Genomic DNA, 15,687 nt, shown 5'->3' with positions numbered 1-15,687 from the left:
CGCATGCAGACAAACGAACAGGAAACCGCGATGTCGCACACCGTCACGCAGGCGCCCACCGCGCCCGAAGGTTACTTCGATGACTTGCAGGCCCGCGCGCTCTCGCCGGGCTGGGCGAAGAAAGCGCCGCAGATGTGGCCGGCGCCGCGCCCGCGCTTCGTGCCCGCCGTGTGGCGCTATGCCGACGCCCGCGCCGCGCTCGATGCCGCGTGCGCGTTCGTCTCGCCGGAGCAGGCCGAGCGGCGCAATCTGATCATGGTCGATCCGATCGCGGACAACATCTACCCGACCTGCCGCAATCTGGTGGCCGCATATCAGCTCGTGCTGCCCGGCGAGACCGCGCGTTCGCACCGGCATTCGCCCAACGCGCTGCGCCTGATTCTCGATGCGGGCGAGCGCACGTTCACGATCGTCAACGGCGTGCAGATAGACGTCGCGCCCGGCGATGTGGTGTTCACGCCGTCGTGGCACTGGCACGGCCACAGCAACTTCGGCGACGAGCCCGCGTTCTGGATCGACTTTCTCGATGTGCCGCTCGTGCAGAACCTCGAATGCATGTTCTTCGAGGATCATCCGCAGCGCAACGAACCGGTGACATCGCACGAACCGGATTCGCCGATGCGTCACAAGCGCGCCGATCTGGAGCGCGGCGCGCGCGAGCACGGCACGTTCGATCTCGCCGCCGAGTGTCTGAAGACCATCGGCGTGCAGTCGATCGGCCTCGCGCACGGCGAACGGCGCGAAGCGCGTCCGCGCATCGACAACAACCTCTACACGGTGATGAGCGGCCACGTGCGGTTCACGGTCGAGCCGCTCGGCGCCGTCGAGCTTACGCGCGGCGATGTCATCGCCATTCCTTGCTGGCATGCCTTCGCGATCGAGAGCCTGTCGGAACAGGCGCAACTGATTCGCGTGAGCGACGAGCCCGCGATGCGCGCGCTCGGCTTTCGCGACGTGACGCTGCCCTGACGCGGCGCATACGAGGAGAACACGGTGAAATTCAGCGAAGAACAGGAGATGCTGCGCGACATGGTGCGCAGGGTTGCGGACGAACAAGTGCGCCCGCTCGTCGCGGCCATGGAGGAGACGCGTGATTTTCCGGATGCGCTCGTCGAAGTGTTCGGCGATCTCGGCCTCTTGCAGATGTGGGTGCCGGAGGAATACGGCGGACCGGGCGGCGATCTGACGTCGGTGTGCATCGCGAAGGAGGAGATCGGCCGAGTGTCGCTGGCTGCGTCGACGCTGTGCGCGAACAACTCGATCGGCCTCATTCTGCCGCTGCTGCACTTCGGCACGGACGCGCAAAAGGCGCGCTATCTGCCGGAAGCCGCGAAGGGCCGCACGATCTCGTCGGTTGCGATCACGGAGCCGGAAGCCGGTTCCGACGTTTCCGCGATCCGCACGACCGCTCGCCGCGACGGCGATTCGTACGTAATCGACGGACAAAAGAGCTGGATCACATGGGCCGCGCAAGCGCACTTCATGCTGGTGTTCGCGCGCACGTCCGAAGGGCGCGGGCACGAGGGCATCAGCGTGTTTCTCGTCGATACGAAGACCCCCGGCCTCAAGGTCGGCCGCAAGGAAACGAAGATGGGCCGTCACGGCTCGCCGACGTATCAGGTGTTCTTCGAGAACATGCGCGTCGATGCCGATTGCCTGCTCGGCGAGGAAGGCCAGGGCTTCAAGGCCTGCATGCGGATTCTCGATCTCAACCGGCCTTCGGTCGCGGCGTCCTCGCTCGGGCTTGCGCAGGCCGCGCTCGATGAATCCGTGCAGTACGCGAAGGACCGCCGCCAGTTCGGCAAACGGATCGGCGATTTTCAGGCGATCCAGTTCAAGCTCGCCGACATGGCGATGAAGATCGAGGCCGCGCGCACGCTGCTCTACACCAGTACGCAGGAAATCGACGAGGGCGACACGAGCCGCCTCACGCTGCTTTCGTCGATGGCGAAGTGCTATGTCACCGACGTCGCGATGGAAGCCGCGCTCGAAGCGGTGCAGGTGCACGGCTCGTACGGCTACTCGACCGAATATCCCGTCGAGCGCTTCATGCGCGACGCGAAGCTGAACCAGATTCTCGAAGGCACCAACGAGATTCATCGGCTGATCATCGCGCGGCAACTGCTCGGCAAGTGATGCGGGACAACGACATTGACCACGAAGGACACTGACATGACGACGAGTTTTCATCCGGCGCTGGGTGAGGCGGCCCGCGACTTCCTTTCGCGCGAGCACGGACTGCTGATCGACGGCCGCATGATGCCATCCGAGGGCGGCAAGCGCACCGACATCCTCGATCCCGCGACGGGCGACGTGATCGCGACGGTCGCCGAAGCGACGGCCACCGATGTCGATCGCGCCGTGGAAGCCGCACGCCGCGCGCTGGAAGGACCGTGGCGCAAGGTCACGCCGTCGGAACGCACGCGCATGATGCTGCGCTTCGCCGATCTGATCGAAGCGCACGGTGACGAGCTCGCGCAACTCGAATGCGTCAACAGCGGCAAGCCGCTGCCGTTCTGCCGCAACGGCGACGTGCCGGGCATCGTCGAGATGCTGCGCTACATGGCCGGCTGGACGACGAAGATGGGCGGCGAAACGCCGAACGTGTCGCTCGCGGGCGAATGGCACGCCTACACGCTGCGCGAGCCGGTGGGCGTGGTCGGGCAGATCATCCCGTGGAATTTCCCGCTCAACATGGCGATGTGGAAGATCGCGCCCGCGCTCGCGGCGGGTTGCGCGGTCGTCATGAAGCCCTCGGAGCAGACGCCGCTCACGGCGCTCAGGCTCGGCGAACTCGCGCTGGAAGCGGGCATTCCGCCCGGCGTGCTGAACATCGTGACGGGCTTCGGCAATCCTGTCGGCTCGGCCATCGCCGCGCATCCGGGCATCGACAAGGTCGCGTTCACCGGCTCCGGCGAAACGGGGCGGCGCATCCTGCAGGCGGCGAGCGGCAACCTCAAGCGCGTCTCGCTGGAACTGGGCGGCAAGTCGCCCGTGATCGTCTTTCCCGACGCGAACCTCGAAGCCGCGGCCGCGGGCGTGTGCTCGTCGATCTTCTTTCATGCCGGGCAGATTTGCGCGGCGGGCTCGCGCCTCTATGTCCACGAACGCGCGTTCGAGCCGATGCTCGAACTCATCGCGAAGCGCGCGAACGGCATGAAGATGGGCCACGGCCTCGACGCCGGCACGGATATGGGTCCCGTCATTTCGCGCCGCCAGCTCGATCGCGTCGCGGGCTACATCCACAGCGGACAGGAAGAGGGCGCGACGCTCTACGCGGGCGGCGGCTCGTCGGGCGAGCGCGGCTACTTCGTGCAACCGACCGTGCTGACGGGCGTGAAACCCGGCATGAAAGTCCACGACGAAGAAATCTTCGGGCCGGTGCTCTGCGCGATGTCCTTCGCCGACGACGACCTCGACCGCATCGCCGCGACCGCGAATGCATCGACCTACGGGCTCGCGGCCAGCATCTGGACGAAGGACCTCGGCCGTGCGCACAAGATGGCGCGCCGCATGCAGGCGGGCATCGTCAACGTGAATGCGCTGTCGTCGCCCGACGCGACGCTGCCTTACGGCGGCTACAAGCAGTCGGGCTGGGGCCGGGAGCGCGGCTTCGAGGCGATCGAGCTCTACACCGAAGTCAAGGCGGTCGCGATCAATCTGAACAACTGACGCACGCGCGTCAGGACAGGAGAACACGCATGACAGGCAGCATCGATTACGTCGCGAAGGATGGCCGGGCTTACATCACGATCAACCGCCCGGAGAAGAAGAACGCGATGACGAGCGCCATGCTCGATCAACTCATGGACGGCTATGACCGCGCCGAAGCCGACGACGACGTGCGCGTGGTCGTGCTGCAAGGCGCGGGCGACGACTTCACGACCGGCCACGATCTGGCCGAAGTCGGCACGGAATACGGCGAGACCACGTTCGACGACAAGGGTCGTCCGCGCAAGCCGAGCCAGCGCGCGCGGCTGTTGCACGACAAGCGGTATATCGAACGCTTCGAGCGGATCTTCAAGTTTCTCAAGCCGACGCTGTCGCTCGTGAAGGGCTATTGCCTCGGCGGCGGCTTGTATCTGGCCGAAGCGTCGGATCTCGTCATCGCGGCGGACACCGCGAAGATGGGGCATCCGGAGCAGAAGCTCGGGTTGTCGGGCGCGGCCTACTTCGCCGCCTGGGAAATGATGACGCTCGGCCCGCGCAAGGCGCGCGAACTGCTGCTGATGGCAGACGTCTGGGACGCCCAGACCTGTCTCGCGAACGGGCTCGTCAACAAGGTCGTGCCGCGCGCGTCGCTTGCCGAGGCGGGCGAAGAATGGGCGGAGCGCATCGTGCGTTTGCCGCGCGACGGCATCGTGATGGGCAAGGCCGCGACGAATCTGGCGATGAACGCGCTCGGCATCGACGCGCAATTCTCGTACGGACACGTTCTGCACGCGCTCGCCACCAACGTGCGCTACGAGTCCGACGAGTACAACTTCATGAAGCAGCGCCGCGACAAGGGCGTGCGCGCATCGAACCATGAACGCGAAGCGTTCTATACCGAAAAGGACAAGGCATGAAGACGGCGCTGCAGGGCTTGAAGGTGCTCGACTTCACGCAGATGATGACCGGCCCGTTCGCGACGATGATGCTCGGCGATTGCGGCGCGGACGTGATCAAGGTCGAGCAGCCGGAAGGCGATCCGTTCCGCCGCTCGGGCGAGACGACGCTCAACGGCGACGGCGCGTTCTTTCTCGGCGTGAACCGCAACAAGCGCGGCATCGTGCTCGATCTGAAAACGGAAGCAGGACAGGCTGCCGCGCGCGCGCTCGCCGCCGAGGCCGACGTGCTCGTCGAGAACTTCAGGCCGGGTTTCACGGAGCGTGTCGGGATCGGTTATGAAGCGCTGCGAGAACTGAATCCGCGTCTTGTCTATTGCTCGATCTCCGGATTCGATCGAAACGGTCCCGACCGCAATCGCCCGGCGCTCGACATGATCATTCAGGCGATCTCGGGCGTGATGCAGGTCACGGGCACGGAAGAATCCGGACCGCTCAAGACGGGCTTTCCGTTCTCGGATCTCGTCACGGCGCTGCTCGCGGCGATCGGCATGCTGACCGCCTTGCAGGCGCGCGAGCGCACGGGCGAAGGGCAGCGCGTCGATCTGTCGATGCTCGATGCGAGCATCTTCAGCCAGGTGCCGCGCGACGTGTATTTCGATCTGACTGCGAAGACGCCCTTGCGCATGGGCAACCAGCACTGGGACATCGTGCCGAACAACACGTACGCGACGTCCGATGGCCGCGACATCATGATCATCACGATCAACGACAAGTTCTGGCAGGTGCTGTGCGATGCACTCGATGCGCCCGAACTGAAAACCGACGAGCGTTTCGCGACGAAAGCCGCGCGCCTGGCGAACCGCGATCTCGTGAACGAACGGCTGGCCGCGATCTTCGCGACCCGCGATCTCGACGCATGGGAAGCGCGCCTCTCGGCGGCGGGCGCGATCTACGGCGCGGTGCGCACGTGGCCCGAAGTGTTCAGCGATCGGCATGTCGTCGACAAGCTGTTGAAGACGCTGCCGCATCCGAAGGGCGGCGAATTCAGGATCGTCAATAACCCGCTGACCTTCTCCGCGACGCCGACGCGCATCGACCGGTCACCGCCGATGCTCGGCGAGCACAACGACGAAGTGCTGACGCGGCAGGGCGGCACGTGGCCCGCCCCGACGCAATGAGAAGGCAATGAGAAGGCAAGGAGAGATATCGTGGAGCGGACCTGCATCATCGTCGGCGCGAGCCATGCGGCGGCGCAACTCGCGCCCATCCTTCGACAGGAAGGCTGGGAAGGCCGCATCGTCGTGATCGGCGACGAGCCGCATTTGCCGTATCACCGGCCGCCTTTGTCGAAGGCGTATCTGCTCGGCGAGAAGACAAGCGACGACCTGCACATCCGCACGGCCGATGCCTACGGGAAGTTCGGCATCGAGTTTCGTCTCGGCGAGCGGGTGGTCGCGATCGATCGCGCGCGCAAGTCGGTGACATTGAGCGATGGTGCATCGCTCGCCTACGACAAGCTCGCGCTGTGCACCGGCACGCGCGTGCGGACCGTCGCGCTGCCGGGCGCACAACTGGAAGGCGTGCACTATCTGCGCGGCATCGGCGACATCGACCGCATCAGGCGGCATGTGCAGCCGGGCGCGCACGCGGCAATCGTCGGCGGCGGTTACATCGGCCTCGAAACGGCGGCCGTGCTCAATCGGCTCGGCATGCAGGTGAGCGTGCTCGAAATGGCGCCGCGTGTGCTCGCGCGCGTCACCGCGCCGGAGGTGTCGGCGTTCTTCGAGCGCGTGCATCGGGAAGAGGGCGTCGATATCCGTACCGGCATCACGGTGAATCGTTTCGAAGGCGGCGCGCGTGTCGAGCGGATCGTGCTCGGCGACGGCACTGCGTTGCCCGCGAGTCTCGTCGTGATCGGCGTGGGCGTGGTGCCGAATGTCGAACTGGCGCAATCGGCCGGGCTCGATGTCGAGAACGGCATCGTCGTGGATGCATGCGCGCGGACCTCGGACCCGGACATCGTCGCGGCCGGCGACTGCGCGATGCATCCGTCGCCGTACTACGGGCGCATCCGGCTCGAATCCGTGCCTAATGCGACGGAGCAGGCGAAGGCTGCGGCCGCGGCGCTCTGCGGCAAGGACAAGCCCTATCGCGCGCTGCCGTGGTTCTGGTCCGATCAATATGACATCAAGCTGCAGATCGCGGGCCTCAACGCAGGTTACGACCAGGTGATTGTGCGCGGCGCGCGCGACACGGGCCGCAGTTTCAGCGCGTTCTATCTGAAGGGCGGGCGCCTCGTCGCGGCGGACTGCGTGAACCGCGCGCAGGAATTCATGCTCAGCAAGCGGCTGATCGCGGAAGGCATCGCGCTCGATGCAACGCGTCTGGCCGACGAAACGTTTTCATTGAAGTCGTTGTTCGAAACGGCGCAACAGCAGTCCGATTGATTCAGCCAGAGAGAGGTGTGCAATGCCAGTCGTCAAATATGTGCAGGTGAGCGGCGAGACCACGGAAGTCGACGTGCCGCTCGGCAGTTCCGTGATGCAGGGCGCCGTGGACAACATGATCGCGGGCATCGTCGCGGAATGCGGCGGCGCGTGCAGTTGCGCGACCTGCGAAGTCTATGTCGATGATGCGTGGATGGGCGCGGTCGGCGAAGCGTGCGATATCGAGCGCGACATGCTCGAAGGCCTCGGCGAGCCACGCAGCAACAGCCGCCTGAGCTGCCAGATCGAGATCACGCCGGAACTGGACGGCCTCGTCGTCGCGATTCCCGGCTGATGGTAAGCGATGGTGAGTGATCTGCTGGCGATCCTGCGCGTGCGCGAGACGAGCCGTCACGTTTTCACGGGCGAATCGCTCGTCGATGGCGTGCGGCGCATCTACGGCGGGCAACTGCTCGCCCAGTCGATCATGGCGATGGGGCGGACCGTGCGCGAGTCGCACGGTCTGCATTCGATGCACGGCTATTTCGTGCATCCCGGCGATGTGTCGAAGCGCATTCGCTTCGACGTGCAGCCGGTGCGCGATGGCCGCAGCTTCAGCACGCGCCGGGTGACCGTCACGCAGGACGAGCGCGTGGTGTTCATCGGCGCGGCCTCGTTTCAGGCGGCGGAGGGTGATCACGAGCGTCTCGCGCCGATGCCCGATGTGCCATCGCCCGAACACATGCCCGCCGAAGCGGATTTCTACGCGGGCGAAGCGCATCTGCTTGAGCGACGCCGTTCGCACGTCGCGACGATCATGCGGCTCTTCGAGCGGCGCAGCGAGATATGGCGGCCCTGGCTCGATCCGGGCGTGACGGCGCCCGCGAGCGGGCTGTGGTGCCGATTGCGCGAGCCGTGCGGCGACGATCCGCTGCTCTGTCACGCGGTGCTTGCCTATGCGTGCGATCTCGACCTGATGACCACCGCGATGCGTCCGCGCGGCTACGGCACGATGGATCGCCGCACGCGCTCGGCGAGCCTCGATCACGCGATGTGGTTCCATGCGCCCGTGCGTCCCGATGCATGGTTCTACTACGACATGAACGGGCCGTGCGCGACGAACAATCGCGGGCTGGGCGCGGGCGCGCTGTATCAGGACGGGCGGCGGATCGGCACGGCGATGCAGGAAGGTCTGATGCGCGTCATCGAGGATGAGCGCCTTGCGTGACGTCGTCGGGCAGGCTATGGGTGAATCATGGTGAGGACACGATGGGTCAGTGGGACGACAAGTTCGAACGCGCCGCGCGCCGATGGTCCGAATGGACGATGCACGACTATGCGCAGACGGAGCGCGTGATCGGACATATCGTCGAGGACAAGGCGCGGCGATATCCGCATCACGAAGTGTTCCGGTTTCGCGAGCGAACCATCACGTTCGAGGAGTTGAACGCATCTTCGAATCGCGCGGCGAACGGCTTTCGCGCGCTGGGAATCGGGTCGGCCGACAAGGTCGCGCTGATGCTCTCGAACCGCGTCGAATTCCTGTTCGCGTGGTTCGGGCTGAACAAGATCGGCGCGGTGTGCGTGCCGATCAACGTCGCGCTGAAAGGCGAGGGCCTCGCGTATCAGATCGATCATGCCGATTGCGTGGCGCTCGTCACCGAGCCTGCGTACGCCGGGGCGCTTGGCGCGATCGCCGACCGGCTGCCGAAGCTCAATCACACGATCGTCGTGGATGGCCGCGGGCAGCCGCATCCCGCAGACTGGCCCGGACGCGAAACCCTGCATTTCGACGAACTGATGGCCCGCGCGGAGACCGCGCCGGGCGTTGCGGTGGACTTCAGGCAGCTATCGACGATCTCGTACACATCGGGCACGACAGGGCGCTCGAAGGGCGTGACGATCAGCCATCACTACTGGTACGAAATCTGGTCGCAGGCGGTGAAATACTCGCGCTACACCGACGAAGACGTGCTCTACACCGGCCTGCCGTTCTTTCACACGAGCGCGCACGGCACGACGGGACCCGCGATTCTGGCCGGTGCGCAGGCGGTGTTCGTCGATCGCTTCTCGGCGAGCCGCATGCTCGACGATTGCCGCCGGTGGAACTGCACGTCGGCGAAGTTCATCGGCGGGATGCTGTCGATATTGATGAAGCAGGCGCCATCGCCGCTCGACGCCGACAATCCGCTTCGCCTGATGGTGGGCGCCGCCGCGCCTCCGCATCTCTGGCATGCGTTCGAGGCGCGCTTCAACACGCGCCTGCTCGAACTGTACGGTATGACCGAATGCAGCAGCTGTCTCGTGAATCCGTACGATGACCGGCGCGCGGGCGCGTGCGGCAAAGCGATCACGGGCTACGAGGCGCGCATCGTCGATGATACGGATAACGAAATGAAACGCGGCGCGACGGGCGAATTGATCGTGAGGCCGCAACGCCCGTTTCTCGGCACGAGCGGCTATTACAAAGATCCCGACGCGACGCTCGACCTGTTTCGCAACCTCTGGATCCACACGGGCGATCTCGCGCGGCAGGACGACGACGGCTATTTTCACTTCGTCGACAGAAAGAAGCAGGCGCTGCGAAGGCGCGGCGAGAACATTTCGTCATTCGAGGTGGAGGCGGTCATCGGCGCGCATCCGGCGGTGCTCGAATCGTGCGTGGTGGGCGTGCCTTCCGATCTGGGCGAAGACGACGTGAAGGCCGTCATCGTGCTCAAGAACGGCGAAACGCTCACGGAAGCCGAGCTGATCCGCTGGTGCGAGCCGCACCTCGCCTACTTCGCCGTTCCGCGCTACATCGCGTTTCGGGACAGCCTGCCGAAGACGCCGAGCGAGCGCGTCGAGAAGTATCGGCTGCGCGCCGAGGGCGTCACGGCCGACTGCTGGGATCGCGAACGCGCGGGCATCGTCGTTCAGCGCTGATGCGCGCCGTCACGAAGCGGCAACGATAGGAATTCGGTCTCACTCCCTCGCAAAACAGTATTGGACCCGCCGCGCCTGACGGGCGAATCTTGAGCCTGAGCCGCTCGATGCAGAGCGTGCATGAAGATGATCCGGTTCAAGACCATATCGTGAGAAGAGGTGACACATGACTACAAACGTTGCAGTCGTTACGGGCTCGAACGGCCTGACGGGACAAGCCATTTGCAAGAACCTGAGAGAGCGCGGCTATAAGGTGGTCGGCTTGGACGTCGCCGAGTGGGGCAAGGGCGAGTACGCCTACCGCAAGTGCGACGTCACCGATATCGAGCAGATTCGCGCGGCCGTCGAAGCCATCGACGCGGAGCACGGCACGATCCGCGTGCTGATCAACAACGCGGGCGTCTGGCACGGCAAGACGTTCTTCGACATCTCGCCGAACGATTACGACTTCACCTACGGCGTCAACGCGCGCGCACCGTTCTTCCTGAGCCAGGAAGTGGCGAAGCGTCTCGTGAAGGCGGGCGGCGGCGGCGTGATCGTGAACCTCGCATCGATCGTGGCGACGGCGGGCAGTGGCGTGACGGACTACGGCGGCTCGAAGGCGGCCGTCATCAATCTGACGAAGAGTCTGGCGAAGCCGCTCGGCCCGCACGGCATTCGTGTCGCGGCCGTGTCGCCGGGAACGATCAACACGGCAATGGGCGAGAAGGTGCCCAAGGAGATCCGCGACAAGCTCATCGCGGGCTCGGGCCTGCAGCGCGCCGCTGAACCCGAAGAGATCGCGTCGGCCATCGGCTTTCTCGTCAGCGACGACGCGCGCTATGTCACGGGCGCGACGCTCGACGTCAATGGCGGTCTGTAAGCGGCGTCCCCACATGAACTCAAGCATTCAATCGATCTGACGGGAGGCGCGATGTCTGGATGTCCTTTCAGCAAGCCGGCGTTCCCGATGCCTCGGCAATGTCCTTTCGTTCCGCCCGCGGAGTATCGCGATTTTCAGCAGCAGCCGGGACCGGTGAAAGTGCAGATGTGGGACGGCAAGGACGCATGGCTCTTCACGCGTTACGACGACGTGCGCGCCGTGCTCGGTGACAACCGGTTCAGCGGCGATCCGCACATCGACGGCTTTCCGAGCCTCTCGCCCGCGCGCAATGCCGTGCTCGATCTGGAGCCCGCGTTCATCCGCATGGACCCGCCGCAGCACGGTCACTTTCGGCGCATGCTCACCAAGGAGTTCATGATCAAGCGCGTGAGCGAGATGCGCCCGCGCATCGACTCGATCTTCAACCGGCTCGTCGACGAACTGCTGGAGAAGGGGCCGCCCGCGAATCTGGTCGAAGACCTCTTCTTGCCGCTGACCTCCGAAGTGATCGCGGGCCTGCTCGACGTGCCCGCATGCGATCACGGCTTCTTTCAGGAGCAAAGCCGCCTCAAGGTGCTGCTCGATGTCGATCCGTCGATTCCGAAGGCGGCGTCCGACCGCATCCTCTCGTACCTCGACCGGCTCATCACCGAGCGCGCGAAAGACGCCGACAACCGCACGGACCTGCTGAGCCGGCTAATCGTCGAGCAGGTCCGGCCGGGGCATCTGACGCATCGCGAACTGGTGATCATGGCCGAGCTCCTGCTGATGGCCGGCCACGAAACGACCGCGAACCAGATGGCGCTCGGCGTGTTCAGCTTCCTCACCAACCCGGACCAGTTGCGACTGCTGCGCGAGACGCCATCGCTTTTGCGCAATGCGGTCGAGGAAATGCTGCGCTTTCATACCATCGTTCACTACAACGCGTTCCGGGTCGCAACGGAAGACGTCGACGTGGCGGGGCAGACGATCCGCAAGGGCGAAGGCGTGATCGCGCTGATTTCCGGCGCGAATCACGACGCCACGGCGTTCGAGCAGCCGGATCGCTTCGACATCACGCGCAAGGCCGATCATCACGTCGCGTTCAGCTACGGGATTCATCAGTGCCTGGGCCAGCCGCTCGCGCGCGTCGAGTTGCAGGTCGTGTTTGCAACGCTCTTCGAACGCATGCCGGACTTGCGCTTTGCCGTGCCGCTCGAAGAGATCAAGGGCAAGGGCGATCATTTCGTGCAGGGCCTCGAAGCCTTGCCGGTCACCTGGTAATCAACTGGAAGCGCGCTCATCGTAGCGATGAAGGAGAGCATGGCATGGCAAACGGAAACTTCAAACTGCGCGTCGCGGTGGATCAGGACGTGTGTGTCGGCGCGGGACTGTGCGTGCTGTCGACAGCCGATGTGTTCGACCAGCGCGACGAGGACGGCGTCGTGAAGCTGTTGCAGACGGAACCGGACGAGGCGCTCTATGAGAAGGTGCTCGGCGCGGCGCGAAAATGCCCGTCGAAGGCGATCAAGGTCGAGAAGCTGACCGGCGATGAAGCCGCAGAGGAGAGCGGGCAGTGAACGCGCGGCCCGAATCGGTGACGATCGTCGGCGCGGGGCAGGCCGGGCTGCAGGTCGCGGCTTCCTTGCGCGACGAAGGCTACGAAGGCGCGATCACGCTCGTCGGCGACGAAGCGGCGCTGCCGTATCAACGGCCGCCGCTGTCGAAAAGCTTCCTGACCGGCGATGTCGCGGCGGACGATCTCAGCCTTGAAGAAGCGCACTGGTTCGACGATGCGCGCATCGAGCGGCTGGCCGGCGAGCGCGTCGGCGCGATCGATCGCCAGCGCCGGCGTCTTGCGCTGTTGTCGGGGCGCATCGTGCCGTACGATCATCTCGTCCTCGCGACGGGATCGCGCAACCGCTCGCTGCCGTTCGCGACGCAGCCGGCGCACGGCGTCGTGTCGCTGCGCTCGGTGGGCGATGCGCATCGGCTCAAGGCGGCACTCGGCAATGCGAAGCGCATCGTGGTGATCGGCGCGGGCTTTCTTGGCCTGGAAGTCGCGAGCATCGCGGCCGCGCGGGGCTGCGATGTGCATGTCGTCGAATCGGTGGACCGCGTGATGAAGCGTGCGATTTCCGCGGAGACGTCGGCGGCGTTCACCGCGCATCATCAGGCGTCGGGCGTGCGTTTTTCCTTCGATGCGCGCGTCGAGCGCATTCTCGGCCGCGGCGATCATGTGTGCGCCGTCGAGCTGGCGGACGGCACACGGCTCGACGCCGATCTCGTGCTCGTGGCCGCCGGCGTCGTGCCGAACGGCGAACTCGCCACGGCGTGCGGTCTGTCCGCGTTCAACGGAATCATCGTCGACGAGCGTCTGCGCACATCGGACCCGGCGATCTCCGCCATCGGCGATTGCGCGGCGTTTCCGTACGCGTTCGACGGCGGCGATCTGCTGCGTCTCGAATCCGTGCAGAACGCGGTCGATCAGGCGCGGCATGTGGCGCGCGCGCTGCTCGGCGACGTGACGCCCTATGATCAAACACCCGTCTTCTGGAGCGATCAGGGCGGCGCGCGGCTGCAGATCGCGGGCGTCGCACGAAGGCTCGACAGCAGCGTCGTGCGCGGCGATCCCGCATCCGGCGCGTTCTCGGTGTTCCGCTACCGGCATCATCGGCTGACGGGCGTCGAATCGTGCAACCGGCCCGCCGAACATATGGCCGCGCGTCGCTTGCTGCACAGGCGCATCAGTCCGACGCGCGAGCAGGCCGCCGATCCTTCGTTCGACCTCAAGCTGTTGCTGACGCTCGAGGAGGCAGTCTGACATGGCGGCACCGCCCATTCTCGACGGCATCCGCATTCTCGACATGACGTCGGTGATCTTCGGCCCGTATTGCACGGCGACGCTCGCCGAAATGGGCGCCGATGTCATCAAGATCGAGCCGCTCGGCGGCGACGAGATCAGGCGCGTCGGGCGGCCCGCGAAAACGCGCGGCATGGGACCGGCGCACATGACGCTCAATCGCGGCAAGCGCTCTGTCGTATGGGATTTGAAGACGCCGCGCGGCAAGGCCTCGCTGTTGCGTCTGCTTGCGAGCTGCGATGTGTTCATCCACAACCTGCGGCGCGACGCGATCGAACGGCTGGGCCTCGGATACGACACGATCCGCGCGCTGCATCCGCGCCTGGTCTACGTGCACTGCACGGGTTTCGGCGAAGGCGGTCCGTATTCGGGCAGGCCCGCGTACGACGACATCATCCAGGCCGCATCGGGCGCGGCGAGCCTGCTGCCGCGCGCCGACGGCAACCCCGCGCCGCGCTATCTGCCGATGGCGATGGCCGATAAAGTCGCCGGCCTGCACGCGACGTACGCCGTGCTCGGCGCGTTGCTGCACCGGGAACGGACCGGGCAGGGGCAGGCCGTCGAGGTGCCGATGTTCGAGAGCTTCACGCATTTCCTGTTGCAGGAGCATCTCTATGGCCGTGCGTTCATTCCGCCGACGGATGCGGCCGGTTATCCGCGCCAGCTCGATCCGCTGCGCCAGCCGCTGAAGTGTCTCGATGGTTACATCGCGGTCGCGCCGTACACGGACGAACGCTGGGTCCGCTTCTTCGACGTGACGGGGCATGCGGACTTTCTCGAAAAGCACAAGCTCGGCACCGCGCGCGAACGCTTCCACGCGCTCGACCGGATGCACGCGGAAATGGCCCGCATCGTGGCGAACAAGCCGTTGCGTTACTGGCTCATGCTTTTCGCCGAATGCGATATCCCCGCGTCGGAAGTGCGGGATCTCGATGGTGTGCTCGCGGACCCGCATCTGAGCGCGGTGGGCTTCTTCGAGCAGGGCACGCATCCGTCGGAAGGCGGCACGCTTCAGATGCGCCTGCCGGTGAAGTTTCACGGCACGCGGCCCGCCGACATGCGCGCGGCGCCGCATCTGGGCGAGCACAGCGAAGAGATCGATGCGTGGCTGTGTGGAGCGCCTTAAGCCGCGGCGGCTTCGACGAGACGTGGCGATGAGGTATCGATGAAGTATTGCGGATGACGCGCGATCAGTTGCGCCGCGTTCGCGCGCGCGGCCTCGCGCCACGCGTTGAGCAGCGGCGGCACGCGGTCCTTGTGCCAGGCGAGCGACAGCGAGACACCCGCGGTTTCGACGGCAAGCGGCCGGTAGGCGACGCCGTGCGGCTGCATCAGTTGCATGATGGCCGGCACCACCGCGACGCCCACGCCCGCCGCGACGAGACATGCGGACGTATGCATGTCGTAGGCCTCTTTCGCGACGTTAGGCTTGAGGTTCGCGTCCTCGAAGATGTCGAGAATCTTGTCGCCGTAGCCGCGCTCCGTCGCCGTGCCGCGCGCGACCGCGATGAGCGGCCACTTCGCGAGATCGCGCAGGTCGACGGGTCCCGGAACGTCGTACTCGCTTCCGGCGGGCACGGCCACCACGAGCAGCTCGCGATACAGCAGCTCGGTCACGATGTTGTGATCGAAAACATGGCCGCGCACGAGTCCGACTTCGATCAGGCCTTCCTTGAGCCCCGCGATCTGCTGGGAGATCGTCATTTCCTGCAGGCTCACGTCCGAGTTCGGCGCGAGCGTATTGAAGATCCGCAGCGTATTCGGCAGAAAGCAGTAAATCGCCGTGTAGATCGAACCGACGATGAGATGCGCCTGCGCCCCGCGCCCCGACGCGCGCACCGCAGCAATGGCCGCCGACGCCGTGTTGAGCACGCGCTGCGCGTGCTCGACGAGAATTTCCCCGGCAGGCGTGAGCAACACCTTGCGTTTCTCGCGCGTGAAAAGCGGTGTGCCCAGTTCGTCTTCCAGCGCGATGATTTGCGCACTCAATGCGGGCTGCGCGATGTTCACGCGTTCCGAGGCGCGCGTGAAGTTGAGCTCGGCGGCCACGGCGAGAAAATACTGGAGTTGGCGCATGTTCAT

The 15,687-nt window shown here is 65.4% G+C and carries 15 protein-coding genes; 14 read left to right on the top strand and 1 reads right to left on the bottom strand.

Annotation, left to right across the window (positions count from 1 at the left end):
• The first annotated feature begins 30 nt into the window (after positions 1–30).
• The 14 genes from AWB70_RS10155 (at position 31) to AWB70_RS10090 (ending at position 14,731) form a co-directional block, all read left to right on the top strand.
• The gene (locus AWB70_RS10155) at positions 31–969 is read left to right on the top strand and encodes a cupin domain-containing protein (protein ID WP_053571834.1); all 939 of its coding nucleotides are present in this window, start codon (positions 31–33) and stop codon (positions 967–969) included.
• Between the two features lie 24 nt (positions 970–993).
• Positions 994–2,136: an acyl-CoA dehydrogenase family protein gene (locus tag AWB70_RS10150; protein WP_053571835.1), complete on the top strand. Its 1,143-nt coding sequence runs from the start codon at positions 994–996 to the stop codon at positions 2,134–2,136.
• A gap of 36 nt (positions 2,137–2,172) precedes the next feature.
• Positions 2,173–3,672, top strand: a complete 1,500-nt coding sequence (locus AWB70_RS10145; protein WP_053571836.1) for an aldehyde dehydrogenase family protein — start codon at positions 2,173–2,175, stop codon at positions 3,670–3,672.
• 29 nt (positions 3,673–3,701) lie between these two features.
• Complete coding sequence (locus AWB70_RS10140; RefSeq protein ID WP_053571837.1) at positions 3,702–4,568, top strand: enoyl-CoA hydratase-related protein; 867 nt, start codon at positions 3,702–3,704, stop codon at positions 4,566–4,568.
• Complete coding sequence (locus tag AWB70_RS10135) at positions 4,565–5,728, top strand: CaiB/BaiF CoA transferase family protein (protein WP_053571838.1); 1,164 nt, start codon at positions 4,565–4,567, stop codon at positions 5,726–5,728. The genes AWB70_RS10140 and AWB70_RS10135 overlap by 4 nt, the downstream gene beginning before the upstream one ends.
• Positions 5,729–5,758: 30 nt before the next feature.
• The gene (locus AWB70_RS10130; protein ID WP_374730231.1) at positions 5,759–6,997 is read left to right on the top strand and encodes an NAD(P)/FAD-dependent oxidoreductase; all 1,239 of its coding nucleotides are present in this window, start codon (positions 5,759–5,761) and stop codon (positions 6,995–6,997) included.
• Positions 6,998–7,019: 22 nt separating this feature from the next.
• Positions 7,020–7,331, top strand: coding sequence for a 2Fe-2S iron-sulfur cluster-binding protein (locus AWB70_RS10125; protein ID WP_045459565.1), 312 nt, complete (start codon positions 7,020–7,022; stop codon positions 7,329–7,331).
• Between the two features lie 12 nt (positions 7,332–7,343).
• Positions 7,344–8,204 (top strand): acyl-CoA thioesterase, encoded by an 861-nt coding sequence (locus tag AWB70_RS10120; RefSeq protein ID WP_235024196.1) that lies wholly within the window; start codon positions 7,344–7,346, stop codon positions 8,202–8,204.
• Positions 8,201–9,901 carry an ATP-dependent acyl-CoA ligase gene (locus AWB70_RS10115; protein ID WP_235024195.1) on the top strand — a complete coding sequence of 567 codons (1,701 nt, stop codon included), beginning with the start codon at positions 8,201–8,203 and terminating at the stop codon, positions 9,899–9,901. The genes AWB70_RS10120 and AWB70_RS10115 overlap by 4 nt, the downstream gene beginning before the upstream one ends.
• Positions 9,902–10,067: 166 nt before the next feature.
• Positions 10,068–10,763 carry an SDR family NAD(P)-dependent oxidoreductase gene (locus AWB70_RS10110; protein WP_053571842.1) on the top strand — a complete coding sequence of 232 codons (696 nt, stop codon included), beginning with the start codon at positions 10,068–10,070 and terminating at the stop codon, positions 10,761–10,763.
• Between the two features lie 87 nt (positions 10,764–10,850).
• Positions 10,851–12,026, top strand: coding sequence for a cytochrome P450 (locus tag AWB70_RS10105; protein WP_235024194.1), 1,176 nt, complete (start codon positions 10,851–10,853; stop codon positions 12,024–12,026).
• 44 nt (positions 12,027–12,070) lie between these two features.
• Positions 12,071–12,322: a ferredoxin gene (locus AWB70_RS10100; protein ID WP_045459573.1), complete on the top strand. Its 252-nt coding sequence runs from the start codon at positions 12,071–12,073 to the stop codon at positions 12,320–12,322.
• Positions 12,319–13,566 (top strand): NAD(P)/FAD-dependent oxidoreductase, encoded by a 1,248-nt coding sequence (locus AWB70_RS10095; RefSeq protein ID WP_053571844.1) that lies wholly within the window; start codon positions 12,319–12,321, stop codon positions 13,564–13,566. Before AWB70_RS10100 ends, AWB70_RS10095 begins: the two co-directional genes overlap by 4 nt.
• A 1-nt stretch (position 13,567) precedes the next feature.
• Positions 13,568–14,731, top strand: a complete 1,164-nt coding sequence (locus tag AWB70_RS10090; RefSeq protein ID WP_053571845.1) for a CaiB/BaiF CoA transferase family protein — start codon at positions 13,568–13,570, stop codon at positions 14,729–14,731.
• Here the strand turns inward: AWB70_RS10090 and AWB70_RS10085 are convergent.
• Complete coding sequence (locus tag AWB70_RS10085; RefSeq protein WP_045459578.1) at positions 14,728–15,687, bottom strand: LysR substrate-binding domain-containing protein; 960 nt, start codon at positions 15,685–15,687, stop codon at positions 14,728–14,730. The genes AWB70_RS10090 and AWB70_RS10085 overlap by 4 nt on opposite strands.

It is taken from the genome of Caballeronia cordobensis, assembly GCF_001544575.2.
GTDB lineage: Bacteria > Pseudomonadota > Gammaproteobacteria > Burkholderiales > Burkholderiaceae > Caballeronia > Caballeronia cordobensis.
This window is presented reverse-complemented; position numbering and strand designations above follow the sequence as displayed.

What these genes read in the sequence shown, in the direction of transcription:
- AWB70_RS10135 (WP_053571838.1), top strand. Translation starts at nt 4,565, where the DNA reads ATGAAGACGGCGCTGCAGGGCTTGAAGGTGCTCGACTTCACGCAGATG.
- AWB70_RS10085 (WP_045459578.1), bottom strand. Translation starts at nt 15,687, where the DNA reads ATGAACATGCGCCAACTCCAGTATTTTCTCGCCGTGGCCGCCGAGCTC.
- AWB70_RS10090 (WP_053571845.1), top strand. Translation starts at nt 13,568, where the DNA reads ATGGCGGCACCGCCCATTCTCGACGGCATCCGCATTCTCGACATGACG.
- AWB70_RS10125 (WP_045459565.1), top strand. Translation starts at nt 7,020, where the DNA reads ATGCCAGTCGTCAAATATGTGCAGGTGAGCGGCGAGACCACGGAAGTC.
- AWB70_RS10140 (WP_053571837.1), top strand. Translation starts at nt 3,702, where the DNA reads ATGACAGGCAGCATCGATTACGTCGCGAAGGATGGCCGGGCTTACATC.
- AWB70_RS10145 (WP_053571836.1), top strand. Translation starts at nt 2,173, where the DNA reads ATGACGACGAGTTTTCATCCGGCGCTGGGTGAGGCGGCCCGCGACTTC.
- AWB70_RS10155 (WP_053571834.1), top strand. Translation starts at nt 31, where the DNA reads ATGTCGCACACCGTCACGCAGGCGCCCACCGCGCCCGAAGGTTACTTC.
- AWB70_RS10105 (WP_235024194.1), top strand. Translation starts at nt 10,851, where the DNA reads ATGCCTCGGCAATGTCCTTTCGTTCCGCCCGCGGAGTATCGCGATTTT.
- AWB70_RS10100 (WP_045459573.1), top strand. Translation starts at nt 12,071, where the DNA reads ATGGCAAACGGAAACTTCAAACTGCGCGTCGCGGTGGATCAGGACGTG.
- AWB70_RS10110 (WP_053571842.1), top strand. Translation starts at nt 10,068, where the DNA reads ATGACTACAAACGTTGCAGTCGTTACGGGCTCGAACGGCCTGACGGGA.